Annotated in this window: 15 protein-coding genes; 9 read left to right on the top strand and 6 right to left on the bottom strand. The window is 72.0% G+C overall.

Annotation, left to right across the window (positions count from 1 at the left end; all coding sequences use genetic code 11):
• The first annotated feature begins 84 nt into the window (after positions 1-84).
• The 7 genes from ACIRRH_RS22830 (at position 85) to ACIRRH_RS22800 (ending at position 9,074) form a co-directional block, all read left to right on the top strand.
• Positions 85-1,281, top strand: coding sequence for an alpha/beta hydrolase family protein (locus ACIRRH_RS22830; protein ID WP_403070325.1), 1,197 nt, complete (start codon positions 85-87; stop codon positions 1,279-1,281).
• A 193-nt stretch (positions 1,282-1,474) separates the two neighbouring features.
• Complete coding sequence (locus ACIRRH_RS22825) at positions 1,475-1,861, top strand: DUF485 domain-containing protein (protein ID WP_403070323.1); 387 nt, start codon at positions 1,475-1,477, stop codon at positions 1,859-1,861.
• On the top strand, positions 1,858-3,585 hold the full coding sequence (locus ACIRRH_RS22820) for a cation acetate symporter (protein WP_403070320.1): 1,728 nt from the start codon (positions 1,858-1,860) through the stop codon (positions 3,583-3,585). Before ACIRRH_RS22825 ends, ACIRRH_RS22820 begins: the two co-directional genes overlap by 4 nt.
• A 3-nt stretch (positions 3,586-3,588) precedes the next feature.
• Positions 3,589-4,176, top strand: a complete 588-nt coding sequence (locus ACIRRH_RS22815) for a cysteine dioxygenase (RefSeq protein ID WP_403070317.1) — start codon at positions 3,589-3,591, stop codon at positions 4,174-4,176.
• 370 nt (positions 4,177-4,546) lie between these two features.
• Entirely contained in the window at positions 4,547-5,374 is an 828-nt protein-coding gene (locus ACIRRH_RS22810; protein ID WP_403070314.1) for an FAD binding domain-containing protein, read from the top strand.
• Positions 5,371-8,100, top strand: a complete 2,730-nt coding sequence (locus tag ACIRRH_RS22805; protein WP_403070312.1) for a molybdopterin-dependent oxidoreductase — start codon at positions 5,371-5,373, stop codon at positions 8,098-8,100. Before ACIRRH_RS22810 ends, ACIRRH_RS22805 begins: the two co-directional genes overlap by 4 nt.
• Complete coding sequence (locus tag ACIRRH_RS22800) at positions 8,097-9,074, top strand: antibiotic biosynthesis monooxygenase (protein WP_403070309.1); 978 nt, start codon at positions 8,097-8,099, stop codon at positions 9,072-9,074. The genes ACIRRH_RS22805 and ACIRRH_RS22800 overlap by 4 nt, the downstream gene beginning before the upstream one ends.
• A 2-nt stretch (positions 9,075-9,076) precedes the next feature.
• Here the strand turns inward: ACIRRH_RS22800 and ACIRRH_RS22795 are convergent, their stop codons facing one another.
• The gene (locus ACIRRH_RS22795) at positions 9,077-9,712 is read right to left on the bottom strand and encodes an alpha/beta fold hydrolase (protein WP_403070306.1); all 636 of its coding nucleotides are present in this window, start codon (positions 9,710-9,712) and stop codon (positions 9,077-9,079) included.
• A 187-nt stretch (positions 9,713-9,899) separates the two neighbouring features.
• On the opposite strand from ACIRRH_RS22795, the gene ACIRRH_RS22790 reads away from it, so the two are divergent.
• Together ACIRRH_RS22790 and ACIRRH_RS22785 are read left to right on the top strand one after the other, a co-directional pair.
• Positions 9,900-10,331 (top strand): hypothetical protein, encoded by a 432-nt coding sequence (locus ACIRRH_RS22790; RefSeq protein WP_403070304.1) that lies wholly within the window; start codon positions 9,900-9,902, stop codon positions 10,329-10,331.
• 49 nt (positions 10,332-10,380) lie between these two features.
• Entirely contained in the window at positions 10,381-10,737 is a 357-nt protein-coding gene (locus ACIRRH_RS22785; RefSeq protein ID WP_403070301.1) for a helix-turn-helix domain-containing protein, read from the top strand.
• Here the strand turns inward: ACIRRH_RS22785 and ACIRRH_RS22780 are convergent.
• The 5 genes from ACIRRH_RS22780 to ACIRRH_RS22760 all read right to left on the bottom strand — a co-directional run bounded on the left by ACIRRH_RS22780 (position 10,715) and on the right by ACIRRH_RS22760 (position 19,300).
• On the bottom strand, positions 10,715-12,784 hold the full coding sequence (locus tag ACIRRH_RS22780; RefSeq protein ID WP_403070298.1) for a SpoIIE family protein phosphatase: 2,070 nt from the start codon (positions 12,782-12,784) through the stop codon (positions 10,715-10,717). The two genes, ACIRRH_RS22785 and ACIRRH_RS22780, sit on opposite strands and share 23 nt — an antisense overlap.
• A 242-nt stretch (positions 12,785-13,026) precedes the next feature.
• Positions 13,027-14,568 (bottom strand): ATP-binding protein, encoded by a 1,542-nt coding sequence (locus ACIRRH_RS22775; RefSeq protein ID WP_403070296.1) that lies wholly within the window; start codon positions 14,566-14,568, stop codon positions 13,027-13,029.
• Positions 14,569-14,621: 53 nt separating this feature from the next.
• The gene (locus ACIRRH_RS22770; protein WP_403070293.1) at positions 14,622-15,365 is read right to left on the bottom strand and encodes a response regulator transcription factor; all 744 of its coding nucleotides are present in this window, start codon (positions 15,363-15,365) and stop codon (positions 14,622-14,624) included.
• A gap of 58 nt (positions 15,366-15,423) precedes the next feature.
• Entirely contained in the window at positions 15,424-16,959 is a 1,536-nt protein-coding gene (locus ACIRRH_RS22765; protein ID WP_403070290.1) for a streptophobe family protein, read from the bottom strand.
• A gap of 91 nt (positions 16,960-17,050) precedes the next feature.
• Positions 17,051-19,300: an MMPL family transporter gene (locus ACIRRH_RS22760; RefSeq protein ID WP_403070287.1), complete on the bottom strand. Its 2,250-nt coding sequence runs from the start codon at positions 19,298-19,300 to the stop codon at positions 17,051-17,053.
• Positions 19,301-19,400: the final 100 nt, after the last annotated feature.

Genomic DNA, 19,400 nt, shown 5'->3' with positions numbered 1-19,400 from the left:
GGCGCGGCGGCTCCGACCTGCGGCCGATCGGGTTACGCCGCAGGCAGGACGCGCCGGTTTCGGCCGCCGACCTAACGTGGCGTCATGTCGACGACCCCTCGGTGGCGGAACGCCGCACTGCTCGCCGTGCCCATCGCCGCCCTCCTCTCGCTGACCGGCCCGCAGGCCGCGCTCGCCGTCTCCCCGACCGCCGGACCACCCTCCGTCGCCTCCTGGTCGAGTTCGCCCGTCGGCGCGGCGGCCGAGGTGCCGCAGGTGCCCGCGCCCACCACGCACCGGCTGATCGGTGCCGCCTCGGTTCGCTTGGTGGACACCGGCAGGCACGACCCCTGGCGGCCGGACGCCACCACCCGCGAACTGATGGCCACCCTCTGGTACCCGGCGCAGTCCGCGCGCGGCGAGCAGCTGCCGTACCTTTCCCCCGAGGTGTCCACCGCCCTGTACGGCACCTCGGACCTCAGCGCCGTGGGAACGGGTGTGAAGGCCGGCACGGTGCCCGCGCCCGGGCGGCACCCCTTGGTCGTGCTGTCTCCTGGCTTCGGCTACAACCGCGCCTCGCTCACCGCCCTCGCCGAGGACCTCGCGGCCCGGGGCTACGCGGTGGCCGCGCTGGACCACACCTACGAGACGGTCGTGCAGTTCCCCGACGGGCGGGTGGAGAGCTGCCTGATCTGCGGCAAGGTGGACGACCGGCGGGGGGCTGAGATCATCCGCGGCCGGGCGAAGGACATCAGCTTCCTGATCGACCGGCTGACCGAGCCCGGGCCCGGGCTCGTCCGCGGGCTCCGGATCGACCCCTCCCGGATCGGCGCGGCCGGTCACTCGATCGGCGGTGCGGGCGCCGTCGAGGCGATGCGCGAGGACGGACGGATCCGTGCCGCCGCCGACCTGGACGGCGACTTCTTCGTCCCGCTGCCGGCCGACGGTCTCTCCCGCCCGGTGCTGCTGCTCGGTGCGCAGCGTCACGCCGGTGAGTCCCCGACGGCGAACTGGGACGAGACCTGGCAGCACCTGACCGGCTGGAAGCGCTGGCTGGACCTGCCGGAGGCCGGCCACCTGTCGTTCTGCGACATGCACTGGCTGGTGGACTCCCTCGGCATCCGTGACCAGCTGCCGCCCGAGAAGGCCGCGGCGCTGTACGGCAGCATCAAGGGCGACCGCGCGCTCGCCGCCACCCGGGCGTACCTCGGTGCGTTCTTCGACCGGCACCTGCTCGACCACCCGGGCCGGCTGCTGGACGGGCCCTCGGCGGCCTACCCGGAGGTCCGCTTCGCCCAGTAGGCCACCGCCTCGGCGGGCTCGCCCCGCAGCGGCCACCTTCCGGCCGACATGTCCCAGGCAGCAGGCAGTGGCTTCTGCCCGGGCTCCGCCACGAGCGGCCGGGACCGTCGCTGACCGCACGTTCATCGCTTGTCTACCGTGGATTCCTACGGTCGGGCCTTCGGCAAGTTCCGCACTGCTCAGAAGGATTCCCATGATCGACCCGGCCGCGCCGTCGCGCGGTGACACACCCTGGATCGGCAACGATCCGCGATTCACCGAGTTGCGTGCCGCCTACCGCAGGTTCGTGTTCCCGGTGACGGCGGCGTTCCTGCTCTGGTTCCTGGCATACGTACTCTGCTCGGCCTACGCCCGCGGCTTCATGGCGGCCAAGGTCGTCGGGAGCGTCAACGTGGCCCTGGTCTTCGGGCTGCTGCAGTTCGTCTCGACCTTCGGCATCGCCCTGGCCTACGGCCGGTTCGCCGCCCGGCGGCTGGACCCGCCGGCCGCGGCCCTGCGGAACGCGGCGGCGTCCCATCCGATCGCCCCGGCCCCGGCCGGCCGCGGCGGCGACCAGGAACTGACGGAGAACCAGGCATGACACAGCACCTTCCGCTCGCCGCGGCGGCGCAGTCGGCCTCGCACAAGGGCCTGACCATCGGCCTGTTCGTCGCCCTGGTGGCGGTGACCCTCGCCATCACCCTCTGGGCACGGCGGAGCACCCAGGGCACCGGCGGCTTCTACACCGGCGGCGGCCAGTTCTCCGCGCTGCAGAACGGGATCGCGATCTCGGGCGACTACCTGTCCGCGGCCTCCTTCCTCGGCATCGCCGGGATCATCGCGCTCTCCGGGTACGACGGCTTCCTCTACTCGATCGGCTTCCTGGTCGCCTGGCTGGTCGCGCTGCTGATGGTCGCCGAACTGCTGCGCAACACCGGGCGGTTCACCATGGCCGACGTCCTGGCCGCGCGGCTGCGCAGCGGGCCGGTGCGGACCGCCGCGGGCGTGTCGACCATCGTGGTCTCGATCTTCTACCTGATCGCGCAGATGGTCGGCGCGGCGACGATCGTGGGGCAGCTGCTCGACGTCAAGGGCGCCTCCGCGCAGATCTGGACCATCGTCGGGGTCGGTGCCCTGATGATCGTCTACGTCGTGGTCGGCGGGATGAAGGGCACCACCTGGGTGCAGATCGTCAAGGCGGTGCTGCTGATCGCCGGCGCGGCCATGATGACCCTGTGGGTGCTGGCGAAGTACGGGTTCGACATCAGCCACCTGCTCGGGGACGCCGCCACGGCGTCCAAGAAGGGCGACGCCTTCCTCCAGCCCGGCCTGAAGTACGGGTCGACCGACGGCTGGTCGAAACTCGACCTGATCAGCCTCGGCATCGCCCTGGTGCTGGGCACCGCGGCGCTTCCGCACGTGCTGGTCCGCTTCTACACCGTCCCGACCGGCCGCGACGCGCGCAAGTCGGTGAACTGGGCGATCGGCATCATCGGGGTCTTCTACCTGATGACCCTGGTGCTCGGGTTCGGCGCGGCCGCGCTGGTCGGCACGGCGACGATCAAGGAGAAGGATCCGTCGGGCAACACCGCCGCCACGCTGCTGGCCGAGCACCTCGGCGGTGGCGCGGGCACCACCGGCGGCTCCCTGATGCTCGCCTTCGTCGCGGCGGTGGCGTTCGCCACCATCCTCGCGGTCGTCGCCGGGCTCACCCTGACCTCGTCGTCGTCGTTCGCCCATGACCTGTACGCCAGCGTCATCCGCAGGGGCAGGGCCACGGAGCGGCAGGAGCTCGTCACGGCGAAGATCGCCGCCGTGGTCATCGGCGCGGTCGCGGTCGCCCTGTCGATCTTCGCCAGGGACCTCAACGTGGCGTTCCTGGTGGCCCTGGCCTTCGCCATCGCGGCCTCGGCCAACCTGCCGGCGATCCTGCTGACCCTGTTCTGGAAGCGCTTCACCACCTTCGGCGCCAAGTGCGGCATCTACGCGGGCCTGGTCAGCTCGATCGGCCTGGTGCTGCTCTCCCCGATCTGCTGGGGCGGCGCGACCGGCACGGTCCACGCCGTGAAGCTGACGGCCGCTCAGGCGAAGGACTGCGGGGTGGAGGCGTCCAGCAAGCAGGTCGGCAACGCCACGGCGCTGATCTCCTGCACCACCACCGCACCGATCCCGCTGCAGAATCCGGGCGTCATCTCGATCCCGGTCGGGTTCGCGGCCGCCGTCCTCGGTTCCCTGGTCGGCAGCCGCCGCCGTCGCGACGAGGAGTCGGACCGGCGCGGCTTCGAGGAGCTAGAGGTGCGCGCGCTCACCGGGGTGGGGCGGTAGGCCGTGAAACCGGGCTCCAACCTCGACGAGTTCCTCTCCGACCTCGCGCGCTACGGCGCCGCGGACGTCCTGACCGCCCAGCTCACCGCGGACACCCTGCGCAAGTACCTGCGGGCCGGGCTGATCGTTCCCGACGACCTGTGCGCCGGTGACACCGACGGCTACTCGCAGCGGCTGCTGCATGCCGGACGGACGCACTCCGTGGTGGCCCTGACCTGGCTGCCCGGGCAGTCCACCCCGATCCACGACCATGTCGCCTGGTGTGTGTCAGGTGTGGTGGAGGGCGTCGAGGTGGACGAGGCGTACCGGCTGTGGCGGCTCCCCGGATCCGGCCGCAGGGTGCTGGTGCCGTCCGGCCGGACCACCTGCTCTCCCGGCCGGGTGCAGCTCCTGGTGCCGCCCGACGAAGACATCCACCGGGTGTCGAACGGCGGCACCGGTCGCGCGGTCTCCGTGCACGTCTACGGCGCCGACATCTCGCTGAACGGGGGCAGCTCGATCAACCGGGTCTTCGGACACGAGGTCGTGGCCCTCCCACCGGACGGAGCCCGCCTGGTGAGCCGGCGGAGCGCGGACGGCCTGACCCCGTGACCGACACGTCGCAAACCGACGGGCCGTCCGCTCCGGACGGCCCGTCAGCCGCGGCCGGCGCGGTCCGGGTCCTGCGTGAGCTGCTGCCGGGCGACGGGGAGCCCCCGGTGAGCTGTTGCCGGACGGAGCGCGAACCACCGGAGCCGCTACCGACCCGCCCGTCCGGCCCGACCAGCACCGCCGTACCGACCCCGACGGCTCGACGTCACCCGAGGTGCTGACTTGGCGGGCCCGGCTCGTCCGGCTATACGCTTGACATGAATGCCAGCGCCCGCCAAGGCTCCCCCTCGGGCGTTCGACCGCAGCGGCCCATGGGCGAATCCGGGGGCGGTCCGTCGCGCGGTGGTCGTCATGAGGGAGAACGGTTCCCATGGACCTCAACACCATCACCGAAGTGGTCCGGCGCCCGCCCGACCGACCCGGCCTGGACTGGCGTGAAGGCGATGCCTGGCTCGCGGGCGGCACGTTCCTGTTCTCCGCCGAGCAGCCGGGCCTGCGCCGCCTGATCGATCTGACGTCCTTGGGCTGGGAACCGCTCGTTCCGAGCGACGCAGGCCTGGAGATCGGTGCGACCTGCACCATCCGCGACCTGTACGCCTTCACGCCGCCACGTGAGTGGACTGCGGGTGCCCTCTTCGCCACGGGCTGTGAGGCGTTACTGTCCTCGTTCAAGGTGTGGAATTCGGCGACCGTCGGCGGCAACATCTGCCTGTCGTTGCCTGCCGGCCCGATGATCACGCTGACGGTCGCCCTGGAGGCCGGGTACGAGCTGTGGGCTCCCGACGGGTCGGTCCGCGTCGTCGATGCCCTCGACTTCGTGACCGGCAACAACCGGAACGTCCTCGCACCGGGCGAACTGCTGCGCCGCGTCAGGATTCCGGCGCGCGCCCTGCGGAAACGCACCGTGCACCGCCGCTTCGCACTGACCCGGCTCGGCCGCTCGACGGTGTTCCTCATCGGTACCCGGACGCCCGGGAAGAACGACCTGATGCTCACCGTCACCGCCGGCACCACGCGGCCGGTGCGGATCGCCTTCGACAGCATGCCCGACGAGCGGACTCTTCAGCACAGCATCGATGTCATCCCCGCCGACGCCTGGTTCGCCGATCCGAACGGGACCCCCGAACACCGTCGCCACCTGACCAAGCACTTCACCGAGGAAATCCGTCACGAACTCATGGCTGGGGGCCCGGCATGACCTTCATCGTGAACGGCAGGAGCTTCGACGACGAGCCGCAACCCGGCCAGTGCCTGCGCACCTTCCTCCGCGCGCTCGGTCACTTCGGCGTCAAGAAGGGGTGCGACGCGGGCGACTGCGGCGCGTGCACGGTATGGGTGGACGGCGATCCGGTGCACAGTTGCATCACCCCCGCGTTCCGCGCGGACGGCCACGAGGTGACGACGATCGAGGGTCTCGGATCACCGGGCGACCTGCACCCGATGCAGCGACAGTTCCGTGACGCCCCGGGATTCCAGTGCGGCTTCTGCACAGCCGGGATGATCATGACGTCGGCGGCGCTCACCGAGGCTCAGAAGGACGACCTGCCCCGGGCGCTGAAGGGCAACCTCTGTCGCTGCACCGGCTACCGGGCGATCGAGGACGCCGTGCGGGGCGTCGCCGGCGTGGAGACGGCGGCCCCGGGAAAAGCGGTGGGGACGAGTGTCGGCACGCCGGCGGCCGACGACGTGGTGACCGGCCGCGCCGAGTTCACCATGGACACCCGTCTCGACGGCATGCTGCACCTCAAGGTGCTCCACTCACCGCACGCGCACGCCCGGATCGTCTCGATCGACAAGGCCGCCGCACTCGCGGTTCCCGGCGTGCGCCGGGTCTACACCTGGGAGGACGTGCCGCGCAAGCGCTTCACCACGGCGATCCACACCGACCATCTCGTCGATCCGGACGACACCTTCGTCCTCGACGACACGGTGCGCTTCGTCGGCCAGCGCGTCGTGGCCGTCCTGGCCGACACCGTCGCGGCGGCGGAGGAGGGCTGCCGGAGGGTCGTCGTCGACTACGACGTCATGCCGGCCGTGTTCGACCCCGAGGAGGCGATGGCCGAGGGGGCGCCGCAACTGCACGGCGCCCACGACCCCTTCGTCCGGGATCCGGTCCACAACATCCTGGTGGAGATCCATTCGCACATCGGTGACGTCGATGCCGGATTCGCCGACGCCGACGTGATCCACGAGGGCACGTACTCCTCGCCGCGCGTGCAGCAAGCGCACCTGGAGACCCACGGCTCGATCGCCTGGATGGAGGACGGCCGCCTGAACGTCCGTACCAGTTCGCAGTCGCCGTCGATCGCCAAGGTCAAACTCGCCTACCTGTTCGCGCTGCGGCCGGACCAGCTACGCGTGTTCTGCAAGCGCGTGGGCGGCGCCTTCGGCGGCAAACAGGAGGTGTTCTCGGAGGATCTGGCCGCCCTCGCCACGCTGGACACCGGGCGGCCCGTCTGCTTCGAGTACACCCGTGAGGAGGAGTTCACCACGGCCTCGCCCCGGCATCCGATGACGCTGACGGTCAAGCTCGGCGCGAAGGCGGACGGAACGCTGACGGCGTTCCAGGTCCGCAACGTGTCGAACACCGGCGCCTACGGCAACCACGGCGGCGAGACGCTGTACGGGGGAGGCAGCGCCGTCATGATCTACCGCTGCCCCAACAAGAAGTACGACGCCTACGCCGTCTACACGAACACCGTTCCGAGCGGGGCACTGCGCGGATACGGCATGACACAGCCGGCGTTCGCCGTGGAATCGGCGATGGACGAGCTGGCCCGCGCCCTGCACCTCGACCCGCTCGAACTGCGGCGCCGCAACATCGTGCGGCCGGGCGATCCGCTCGTCGCCATGGACGACGGACCCGATGACGTGATGTTCAGCGAGGACGGACTCGCCAGGTGCATCGACCTGGTGGACGCCGCGATGGCCCGGACGGCTCACGAGCCGTCACCGGGGCCCGACTGGCTCGTCGGGGCCGGCGTGGCGAGTTCCCTGCACGAGACCGCGCCCCCGACCGAGCACGTCTCGGAGGCCTGGGTCACGCTCGGGGACGACCTGGTGTACGAGCTGGCCGTCGGGACGGTCGAGTTCGGCCAGGGCACCCCCACCGCCCACGTCCAGATCGCGGCCAACCAGTTGGGCACGACGCCGGAGCGGATCCGCCTGGTGCAGTCCGACACCGACCGCACGGGGTTCGACACCGGCGCCTTCGCGAGCGCGGGACTCTTCGTGGCGGGCAACGCCGTCCTCCGTGCGGCCAACGCGGTGCGGGACCGGATCCTGGAGTTCGCCGCCGCCCACACGGGCGTCCACGTCGTGATGTGCTCGATGGACGACGACGGCGTCCTCTGCGGCGAGCAGCGCGTGTCGTTGGCGGACCTCGTCGCCCTGGCCCGCGCGCGCGGAATCCGCTTCACCGCCGCCCGCAAGGGCTACGGCTCACCGCGAAGTGTCGCCTCCAACACGCAGGGAATCCGCATCGCCGTCCACCGGGTGACGGGCGAGATCCGCATCCTCCACAGCGTGCAGGCCACCGACGCCGGCGACGTCATCAACCCCGTACAGGTCCGGGGACAGGTGGAGGGCGGTGTCGCCCAGGGGATCGGCTTCGCGCTGACCGAGAACCACCAGATCGACGCGAACGGTGTCATGGTCAACCCGAACCTCCGCAACTACCGCATCCCCACCTACGCCGACATCCCCCGTACCGACGTGCTCCTGGTGGAGTCCTCGGACTCGGTCGGGCCGATGCGCTCGAAGGGGATCGCAGAGTGCTGCATCAATCCGGTGGCCCCCGCGTTGGCGAACGCGCTCCACGACGCCACGGGTGTCCGCTACCGCGCGCTGCCGCTGACCCCGGAACGGATCTACAGCCGGCTGAGCGAGGCCAGGCCGGTGTCGACGGCGCCCGGACCGAAATGAACACCGTGAAGCCCGGGGACGGGGACGCTGCGGCGACGGCCATCATCGGTCTGAGGGTCCGGCCGGGGCTGGAGCACGAGTACGAGGCGTGGCAGCAGGACGTCAACGCCGCCGCCGCCGACTACCCCGGCTACCTCGGCGCGGAGGTCTCCCCGCGAACGTCCCTGCAGCCCGACTGGACCGTCGTCTACCGGTTCGACTCGATAGCCCATCTACAGGCATGGATCAACAGCGCGACCAGGCAGAACCTGCTCGACACCGGCAGCAGGTACTTCGACGGTCCGGGAACCCAGCAGGTCGTCAGAGGCGGCGTGCAGGCTCCGGATCCGCTCGTGACCGTCGTGGTCACCCACCGCGTCCACCCCGACCACGTCGACGAGTTCCTCGACTGGCAGCGGCGGATGAGCCAGGAGGGGCGGACGTTCGAGGGCTTTCGCGGTACGGAGCTCTTCCGCCCGATCGAGGGGCTTCAGGACGAGTGGACCACGTTGTACCGGTTCGACAGTGCCGAGCACCTCGACGCCTGGCTGACGTCAGACGCGCGGCGGAAGCTGCTCGCCGAGGGCGACAGGTTCAACGAGTTCAAGCTTCGGACGATCGACAACTCCTTCGGCAGCTGGTTCGCCTTCGAGGAGAACGGCAAAGCGGCGCCGCCGCCGTCGGAAACCAGGACCGCCATCGCGGTGTGGGTCGGCCTGTACCCGACCGTCGTGCTGCTGACGCTCGCCCTTTCGCCGCTGGGGATGCCGCTCTGGATCGGACTGCTGGTGGGCAACCTGCTGTCGAGCTTCACCATGAGCTTCCTGACGATGCCCTTCTACGTGAACCCGCTGCTCAAGCGGTGGCTCCGGCCCCCGCCGGACGAGCCCGCGGCGAGGAACAACCGCATCGGTCTCGGCACCGTCGCCGGGGTGACCGCGTTCTGGGCCGTCCTCTTCTACCTCGTCACGACCCGGTTCTGGACGCTGCCCTGACCTCAAGGGTGGCCAGGAGCGAAGAGTCCGGTACCCGCCCGTACGAGGTCGGCGGCCTCCTCGGCGGGAGGCGTCGCGGTGTCGACGAAGCCGTGGAGGAGGGCTCCGGTGGTGTCGGGGTCCTCGAACATGGGCGTGTGACCGACACCGTCGAGGATCTCGATGCGGGCGTGGGGGACCCGGTGGTAGTCCTGGGCGGAGGCGGGTTGCCATCGCCGGTCCTGGGAACCGAAGATCACCAGCGTCGGCAGGCCGAGGCCTGCCAGCCGGTCGGGGACGGGCCGTTCCCTCACGTACGCGCTGGACGCTTCGTCGGTTGCGGTGAGGCTGCGGTAGGTCATGCCCCTGACGTCGGAGACGATCCGGTCGGGAATCCGTACGTGGCGTGTGAACGCGCTGTCGAGTGCGGCACGGATCGTGCTGTCGGTACGAAGCCGCCAGACGAGTTCCGCCACCACGGGCGTGGTGATCAGGCGGGCGGCGAAGCTGTCGCCGGCGTACGCGTCCAACCGCGGGCCGGTGTCGATCAGGGCGATCCGCCACCGGCGGGTCCGCGCCCGCCGTCTGCCCGGGGCGTTCGGTGCCGCGTCGGGTCGTGCGCGGCTGTCTTCGTTCGGCGGGGTGGTCGTCTCGTCCATCGTTCCTCCGTCCGTCGGTGCGGGGGCCATCACTCTCGCAGTGGCGGGCTCGGGGCGTCTTGGAGAAATGTCGCGCCTCGTACGGTGGTTGATCCCGATGCCGGGCTGCTCGTACCGTCGTCGTGTGCAACCTGTTCGCCGGACGGCAGACTCCACCGTTGCCTGGGAGATCGCGCGACCGTCGCGGGTGACCGCGCTGCCCGGGGTCGACATGGCCGGGTTCCGCATGCGCGGCATCGGTCCGATCGACCTGCGTGCCATTCCGCACCCGGCCGTCACCGTGGCTGTCGAGTTCGGGGGCCGCCCGTTCGACATCGACGGCGCGGCCGGCCGAATGCGATCGGAGAGTCTGACCGCCGGGCTCGCCTTCAGGGCGTTCGAGGTGCACGCCGAGGATGTCGAGTGCGTGCAGGTCCGCCTGTCTCCGCTGGTCGCGCACTCCGTACTCGGGCTGCCGCTCGCGGAGTTGCGCGGGAGCGTCATCGCGCTCGACGACCTGTGGGGCCGCGCCGCGTCTGCGGGAGCGGCTCCACCATGCGCGAACCTGGCCGGAGCGTTTCGCGCTGATCGACACGGAGCTGATGACCCGGTTCCATGCGGGCAGGGCGGCCGATCCTGAAGTGGCATGGGCCTGGCGCCAGATCGTGGCCAGCCGCGGACGGGCCCGCGTGAGCGACCTCGCGGTGCGGATCGGGTGGAGCCGGCAGCGCACGTGGTCACGCTTCGGGGCGCAGATCGGCCTGACACCCAAACGCGCCGCCATGCTGGTCCGTTTCGATCGCGCCGTCCACTGTCTGGCCCGGGGGCAGTCCCCCACGCAGGTGGCCGCGGAGGGCGGCTATGCCGACCAGTCCCACCTCCACCACGACGTCCGCGCCTTCACCGGAACGACCCCCGTCACCGCCGCCGACGAGCCATGGCTGGCCGCCGACGACCGAGCCTGGCCGACGTCCGGCAGCGGGGAGCGCGCGTCCGGCCGGCAGAGGGGCGACGGCCTGCCGGTCAGGACAGGACGCGGGCGATGAGCAGGGCGACGTCGTCGGCGGTGTCGGGGCGGCGCAGGGCGGAGAGCAGGAGGTCGCAGGTGTCCTCCAGGTCCCGGTGGGGGCAGGCGAGGAGGTCGATGAGCGCTTCCAGGCGCTGGTCGATGTCCTGGTCGCGGACCTCGACGAGCCCGTCGGTGTAGAGGACCAGGTCGTCGCCGGCCCGCAGGCGCAGGTCGGTGGTGCGGAAGGGGACGTCGCCGACGCCCAGCGGTGCGCCGGGGTCGAGGTCGATCAGGTGCGGCGGGTGGTGCCCGCGGACCAGGACGGGCGGGAGGTGGCCGGCGCAGGCCAGGCGGCACCTGCGGGTGTGCGGGTCGTAGACGGCGAGGAGGCAGGTGGCCATGGCCTCGCCGAGGTCGCGGGTGGTCTCGTCCAGGTGCGTCAGGACCTCGTCGGGGTCGAGTCCCAGGCGGGCCAGGGTGCGCGTGTTGGTGCGCAGTTGTCCCATGGTGGCGGCCGCGGTGATGCCGGAGCCCATGACGTCGCCGACGACGAGCGCGGTGCGCTCGCCGGGCAGCGGGATGGCGTCGAACCAGTCGCCGCCGGTCTCGTGCGTGGTGGTGGCGGGCTGGTACCGGTGGGCGATGGCGAGGCCGGGCGGATCGGCGGTGTGGCGCGGCGGAAGCAGGTGGCGCTGGAGGACGAGCGTGGCGTGGCGCTGCCGCTGGTACCAGCGGGCGTTGTCGATGCAGACGGCGGCGCGGGCGGCGAGTTCGGTGGCCAGCACCATGTCGTCGGCGTCGAACGGGGCGGGGGTTCGGGTCCGTTTCAGGTCCAGGGCGCCCAGGACCTCGCCGCGGGCGATCAGCGGTACGGCGAGGTACGAGTGCAGTCCGGCCTGCCGGAGCAGGTCAGCGGCGTCGGCGTCGCGGGCGACGCGGGCGACGTCCGGGCCGCGCACCTGCGGCACCAGCACCGGACGGCCGGTGCGCACGCACTGGGCGACCAGCCGCTGCGCCACGTAGCGGGCGACCTCTCCGAGCGGGTCGGCGGCCTGGAGTGCGGGGCTGCGGTCCGCGGCCTTGATCGCCATGGCGCGGAACCGCACCTCGCCCGGGTCACCACCGGGCGCGGGGTCGGCGAGGACGGCGTCCAGAAGGTCGACGGCGGCGATGTCGGCGACCTCGGGCACGGCCACGTCAGCGAGCTCGCGCGCCGTGGTGGGCAGATCGAGGGTGGTGCCGATCCGGATCGAGGCGTCCGCGATCAGCGACAGGCGCCGACGGGCCCGCGCCGCGGTCAACGCCGCCTCGCGCTGCTCGGTGACGTCCACCACCGAGACCGCCACCCCGATGATCCGCCCGGCCTGGTCCTCCAGCCGGTAGAACGAGGCGCTCCACGCGTGCTCCCGGTGCGGATCGGCCGGCCTGATCGCGGTGGTGACCTCGTCCAGCACCGGCTCACCGGAGGCCAACACCTCTCGCATGCGTGCCTCGATCGCGGTGTCCAGGTGCGGCAGCACCTCACAGGGCGTACGGCCCAGGTGCTCCCCGGACGGTACGCCGTCGATCCGTTCCAGCGCCGCGTTCACCAGCACGTACCGCAACCCGGTGTCCAGCACGGCGAGCCCGATCGGCGACTGGTCCACCAACCGCGAGGACAGTGCCACGTCCCGCTCCACCCGGCGCAGCGTCCGCTCCTTCGAAGCGATGCCCAGCGCGAACAGGCGGCCTCCCTCGGCCACCAGGCGCATGTTGCGGAACTCCACCCGAACGGTGTGCCCGTCCCGGTGCCGCACCGGGAAAACCCCCGCCCACGGCCCCTGCCCGGACATCACGCGGCTGAACAGCTCCAGCACCTGGGGCCGCTGCTCCTCCTCCACCAACAGCTTCGCCGCGGGCCGGCCCAGTGCCTCCTGGTTGCCGAAGCCGAACAGTTCCTCGGCCTGCGGGCTCCACAGCACGATCCGGCCCCGCTCGTCCAGGACCACCGCGGCGACCCCCAGCACGTCCAGCAGCCCGCCGGCGGCCATCGAGGCATCCGCCGGCGCCGGCCGGTCGCCCCCCTGTGCCGTGCTGCGAGCCATTCCCACACTCCTCCCGGGCGCGTGCGGATGGTCCCTCCATCGTCCGCCCCATGTGCGGCACTCGGCCAGCCCACCCCCGGCACGTACCGGCGACAGTCCGGACGGCCCGCCCCACACGCCGATCAGTCCGATCAGGCCGACGCACGGTGCCTGGCGAGCGCGACGGCGGGGCCGGGGGCGCGTCACCCTGCGCGGTGAGGAGGCGGTGCGCCGCCGCCCAGGGCCGGATGGGGGCGCCATTGTTACGCCGAGGGCGGCGCAGGCCACTGATGTGACGGCGAAGGCCAGGGGAGCAGGAGGCGGAAGGTGCAGCCCTGGCCTGGGGCGGTGTCGAGGGTGATGCGGCCTCCGTGGGCGGCGGCGAGCGCCTGGGCGATGGCGAGGCCGAGGCCGGAGCCTCCGGTGGCGCGGTTGCGGGAGTCGTCCGTGCGGTAGAAGCGGTCGAATACCCGTTCGCGTTCGGTGGGGGTGAGGCCGGGGCCCTGGTCGGCGACTTCGAGGACGGCGTGGGCGCCGACGGTGCCCACGCCGATGCGGATCGGGGTACCGGGCGGGGTGTGGGTGACGGCGTTGCCGATCAGGTTGGTGACGACCTGGCGGAGCCGGGCCTCGTCGGCGATCGCGGGGGCGTTGGAGGGTTTCCCGCCATCGGGGCCGGTGAGGGTGACCGGGCGGCCCTTGTCCAGGGCGCGTACGTCGCGGAGGGCGTCGGCGGCCAGGGTGCGCAGGTCCATCGGCGCGAGATCGAGGGTGAAGGCCGGTGCCCGGCCGAGGCCGGCGGCCGCGGTGTGGGTGTCCTCGTCGAGGCGGGCGAGGAGGAACATCTCCTCCACGAGCCGGGTGAGGCGTTTGGACTCCGCGGCGATCCGGGTCATGGTCCGGTCGAGGTCCTCGCGGGTGGACAGGGCGCCCATGCGGTAGAGGTCGGTGTAGCCCTTGATGCCGACGAGGGGCGTACGGAGTTCGTGGCTGGCGTCGGCGAAGAAGCGTCGCGTCCTCGATTCGGTCTCCGCGCGGGCCCGGAACGCCGTGTCGATCTGGGTCAGCATCTGGTTGAGACAGGCGGTCAGGCGGCCCACTTCGGTGTGAGGAGCGGCCAGTTCGGGGACCCGGTGGGAGTAGTCGCCGGCGGTGATCGCCGTGGCGGTCTCCTCGATCCGGGTCAGTGGGCGCAGGCCGGAGCGGACGGCGAACCAGCCGACGGCGGCCAGTACCGCGAGCAGTGCGGCCCCCATGGTCAGGGAGAGAGTGCGGGTCTTGGCGACGGTGTGGTCGACCTCGTCGAGGGCGGTCGCCACGAGTACGCTTCCCCGGTTGCCGGACGGGTCCGGTGGGACGAGCTGGGTGGGCTGGGTGAGGGCGACCACCCGCCAGGCGTGCTCGCCGTCGTGCGAGGGCACGGTGAAGGGGTGGCCTCCGTGGGCGAGGACGGCCTCGCGGTCGAGGGGAGGGAGTTCGGGGCCGCCGCCGGGTGGTGTGGGACTCACGTCGAACGCCCGGCGGGTGGCGCCGTCGTCGTCGAGGTACGTCACGGTCGTGTTTCCGAGGATGCCCAGGGCCTGCACGCCCGTCGGAGTACCGGGGCCGACGGGCGGTGAGAGACGGGCCGCGACCTGGCCGGTCAGGACGAGCCGGTCGTCGACGCGGTCCTGGAGGTATCCGTGCAGGGCCGTGGTGACGAGCAGGCCCGTGCCGATGAGGCCGACGGCGACCAGGGCGATGGACAGGCACACCAGGCGGGTGCGGAGCGACAGGCCGCTCAGCAGGCGTCGGATCGATGGCACGCGGCGCCGTTTCGGGTTCGGGACGACGGGCGGGACCGGCGGTACGGACCGCGTCATGGCCGGGGCCCGCGGATCACGTATCCCACCCCGCGGACGGTGTGGATGAGTTTGGGTTCGTCGCTGTCGACCTTGCGGCGCAGATAGCTGATGTAGGTGTCGACGATGCCGGCGTCACCGCCGAAGTCGTACTCCCACACGCTCTCCAGGATCTGGTTCTTCGTCATGGTCCGTCCGGCGTTCGTCACCAGGAAGTGCAGCAGGCGGAACTCGGTCGGGGAGAGCCGCACGCTCCGCCCTGCCCGCGTGACGTGGTGGCTGTCGGGCTCGATCGCCAGGTCTCCGACAGTGATTCGGGCCGTCTGCTCGCCTCGGGTACGCCGCAGGACGGCGTGGATCCGGGCGATGAGCTCCTCCAGATCGAAGGGCTTGGTGATGTAGTCGTCGCCGCCGAGGCTCAGACCGTGCAGGAGGTCCCGGCGGTCCTCGCGGGCGGTGACGAAGAGGACCGGCACGTCTCCGCCGCGGCCGGGGTGGGGTGCCCGGGGCTGGGCGCGCAGGCGGCGGATCACCTCGAAGCCGTCCAGGTCAGGGAGCATGACGTCGAGCAGGACGAGATCGGGTGTGCGCCGTGCGGCGAGGTCGAGGGCTTCGCGCCCGGTGCCGGCCGCGTCGACGTCGAAGCCGGCGTAGCGCAGAGCGGTGCGCAGCAGTTCCCGGACGGTGGGCTCGTCGTCGACGACGAGCAGGTGGTCCGGTCGGTCCCCCGCAGGTCGAACCGGGGGTGTCGGTGCCGCCATGGTGTGGATCGCCGCCTTCACGGACAGGGCTGAGTGGGGTCCTCCCAGGATCACATGCTCAGGAGGCGTGGTCGGAGGAGTCCTGGGAGGAGGCCGAGCGGGCCAGGACAGGGGCTGGGACTGGGTACCGGCCCTTGGCGTCGGTGGTGGGAGCGGCCGCGTGCCGGCGACGGGCCCGCCGCTCGTGGAGGCGGCTGCCGCCGTAGCCCGCGAGGGCGGCCAGCACGACGGCGGCGAGCGCCGGCAGTCCCGGACGTCCGTCGAGACCGGCGGTCATGCCTCCCATCTCGTTGCCCATGACGCTGACGCCCACCCGCAGCGACCCCCGGGCTGCCAGGGGCAGCAGGAGGAACAGGAGGCCGACGGCGATCCCCAGGCGCATCGCGGTCTCGGTGTGCCGGCCGAACACGGCCTGGGCTTCCTCCCGCCGGGTGCGTGCCGGGGTACGGGCGGCGGCGACGTACCCGGCGACCACGAACAGGAGCAGCACGAGCAGCAGCCCGATCAGCCACACCGGCACGCCGGCGCCCGACCAGCCGTCGATGCTCAGGGACCTGTCCGTGCCCGCCGCGTCGCTCCGGGCTCCTCCGCCGAACATGCCGAACATCCCGCCGCCCTCGGGCTTTATGCGGTGCGTGCCCGCCTCCCAGGGGGTTCCCAGCCCGGCGGTGAGCAGCACGGCGACCAGGTTCGGGCCGAGGAGCAGCAGCGCCCCCGCTGCCTTGGCCGCCTGCTCCCGGCCGGTCAGGGCCGCTGCACCGGCCACGAGGGCGACAGCCAGGACAGAGCAGCACAGCACGGCCGCGATGCCCGTCACCGTGGACGTGACAGCGTGCCACTTCAGTCGCACCGGGCCCAGGGTGAGGGGGCGCGACAGGGTCGTGCGCCGGGCCGCGACGCAGCCGAGGCCGAGGACCACGCACACCCACAGCAGCCCGAAGAAGACGGTCACCGCGGTGTCGGTGTCGAAGGTCACCGAGGACAGCCCCGAGGTGAGGCCACCGCCGCCGCCGAACCGGCCGAGTGCTCCGGACGAGCCGCCTTTGCCGAACCGTTCCGTCACGCTCTCGGGCAGCCGTGCCGTGCCGTGGGCCGTACCGACCAGCAAGGGGAAGAGCGCCGCCGCGGACGACACGGCGCCACCGAACCGGGCCCACAGCATCTCCGAGGTGGGCTGTGGCCGCCGGTACAGGGGCCGGAAGAACCCGATCGCCAGGACGGCCGTGCCCAGGAAGGTCAGGGTCAGCGGCGTCACGGAGACCACGCCCGTCAGACCGAGGTCCAGGCCACCGCCGCCGCCCAGTCCTCCGAGCAGCCCGCCGAGCCCGCCTCCGCCGAATCCGCCGAGCCCGTCCTCGCCTCCGGACCCGGCGGCGGGCGCCGACGTCACGGTGATGCCGCTCCCGAAGGCCATGCTCACCAGCGTCGGCACCAGTCGGGACACGGACGCGATCGCGTCCGCACCGAGGGCGGTCAGCGCCGCCCATGCGGTGGCGGCCATGACCACCAGGGCGGCCACGGTGGACAAGGCTCCTTCGAGGGCATGGCGCCAGAGCGTACGGGCGGGAGCGGGACGCGGCGGGGCGGCGGGCATGAGCGATCTCCTGAGGGTGGTGGATTCAGGGCGTGTGATGGAGCGCAGGATCAGCCGGGAGCGGGGACCGGCCGAAGGAGGAGCAGACGACTCACGCACCGGCCGGGCGGCCGCTGCCGCTTCCCGCGGCCTCGGCGGGGGTGTCGTGGCCTCCGCCGGACGGCGTCACGACCGCCCCTGCGGTGGCCTCGCGCGGAGCCCGTTCGAGGCGCTCGCCTTCGACGTCGAGGTCGGGCAGGAGACGGTCCAGCCAGCCGGGCAGGTGCCAGGCACGCCGGTCGAGCAGCGCCAGGACGGCCGGCACGATCGCCATCCGGACGACGAACGCGTCGAGGAGGACGGCCGCGGCGAGCCCGAAGCCGATGGTCTTGAGCATCTGCTCGTCCGAGCCCAGGAACGAGGCGAACACCGAGATCATGATCACCGCCGCGGCGGTCACCACCCGGGCGCTGTGCTCGAATCCGCTGACCACGGCCTTCAACGGCGGCTGCCCGTGCACGTACGCCTCGCGCATCCTGGTGACCAGGAACACCTCGTAGTCCATGGCGAGGCCGAAGACGACACCGACCATGAAGATCGGCATCATCGACATCACCGGGCCCGGTTCCGCGACCCCGACGAGGGAGCCCAGCCAACCCCACTGGAACACCGCGACCACCGCGCCCAGACCGGCCAGGACCGACAGCAGGAAGCCCAGTGCCGCCTTCAGCGGGACGAGCAGGGAGCGGAAGACGGCGATCAGCAGCAGGAACGCGAGGCCGACCACGAGACCCAGGTACGGGATCAACGCGTCGGACAGCTTCTGCGAGACGTCCACGTTCATCGCGGTCGTACCGGCGACGAGCACCCGGGCACCGCTGTCTCCGGCGAGCGCCGGGTCACGCAGCGCGTGCACGAGGTCGGCCGTCTCCGTGCTGCCCGGCGACGTCGCCGGGACGACGGTCAGGACCGCGGTGTCGCCGGACTCGCTGAACTTCGGCTGCCCGACCGCGGCAATGTCCTTCCGGTCGCGGATCCGGTCGGCGACGCCCTGCGCCGCCGGCTCGGCGCTGCCGCCGCCGTCGGCCTGGACGACCACGGTCAGCGGGCCGTTGAAGCCCGGACCGAAGCCCTCGGCCACCAGGTCGTAGGCCCGGCGCTGGGTGGTCGAAACGGGCTTGCTCTCGTCGCCCGGCAGGCCCATCTCCAGGGAAGCCGCCGGAACCGCGATCACGCCGAGCAGGGCGACACCACCCAGGAGGACGGCAACCGGCCGCCTGACCACGAACCGCGCCCACCGCACGCCCAGGCCCGGCCGAGGCGTGCCGGCCGCGCCCCTCCGCCGGCGCCGCGGGCGGGCCGGACCGATCCGGCGGCCGCAGATCCCGAGCAGGGCGGGGATCAGGGTGACCGCGATCAGCACCGCCATGACGACCGTGCCGGCCGCGGCGAGTCCCATCTGCGTCAGCAGCGGGATGCCCACCACGTACAGTCCCGCGAGGGCGATCACCACCGTCAGACCGGCGAACACCACCGCCGACCCGGCGGTGCCCACCGCATGGCCGGCCGCCTCCTCGCGGCTGCGGCCACGGGCGAGTTCGGCCCGGTAGCGGGAGACCACGAACAGGGCGTAGTCGATGCCGACGGCCAGCCCGATCATGGTGGCGAGGCCGGTCGTGGTCGAGCCCAGACCGAGCGGCTGCGCCAGCACCCGGATGGCCAGTCCGCTGATGCCCACTCCGAGGACGGCGGTGAGCAGGGGAAGCCCGGCCGCCAGCAGCGAGCCGAACGTCACGACGAGCACCACGGCGGCCACCGCCAGGCCCAGGGCCTCCGAGGAATGCCCGCCTGGCGTCGCGTTGACGGCATTGCCGCCGACCTCGACCGACAACTCCGGCGAGCGCGACTGCTCGACGGTCGATTGCAGGGCGGTGCGCGAGCCGTCCTCCAGCTTCGACGCGGGCACCCGGTAGGAGACCTGCGCGTACGCGGTGGAGCCGTCCTCGCTCACCGAGCGGGCGGTGAACGGGTCGGTCACCCGCGCGACCTGCGGATCGTTGCCGAGCGCTCGAACCGCCTTCCCGATCGCCTCCTTCGCCCCGGGATCGGTGACCTTGCCGCCCTGCGTGCGGAAGACCACCCGGGCCGTCGCGCCGTCGGCGTTCAGCTCCGGGAAACCCTCCTTCAGAACGTCGTACGCCTGCTGCGCCTCCGTACCCGGCATGGAGAAGTCGTTCGGCGGCGGGGCTGCGGCCCGCCCGGCCAGCACCCCCGTCCCCAGCAGCAGTCCCACCCACAGCAGGGCGACCAGCCAGTGTCTCCGGAAGGAGAACCGGCCCAGCCCGGAAAGGAACGTGGCCACAGCAAGGGCTCCAAGTCAGTCGAGGATCATCGGAAAACCGACACCGACGCTTTCAGCCCTCTCTGGCCACCTTCGGAGAGAATCTGGGAGCCTTCTGAGA

It is taken from the genome of Kitasatospora sp. NPDC101235, assembly GCF_044767505.1.
Lineage (GTDB): Bacteria > Actinomycetota > Actinomycetes > Streptomycetales > Streptomycetaceae > Kitasatospora.
The sequence above is the reverse complement of the archived record's forward strand: the minus strand, read 5'-3'. Positions and strand labels throughout refer to the sequence as shown.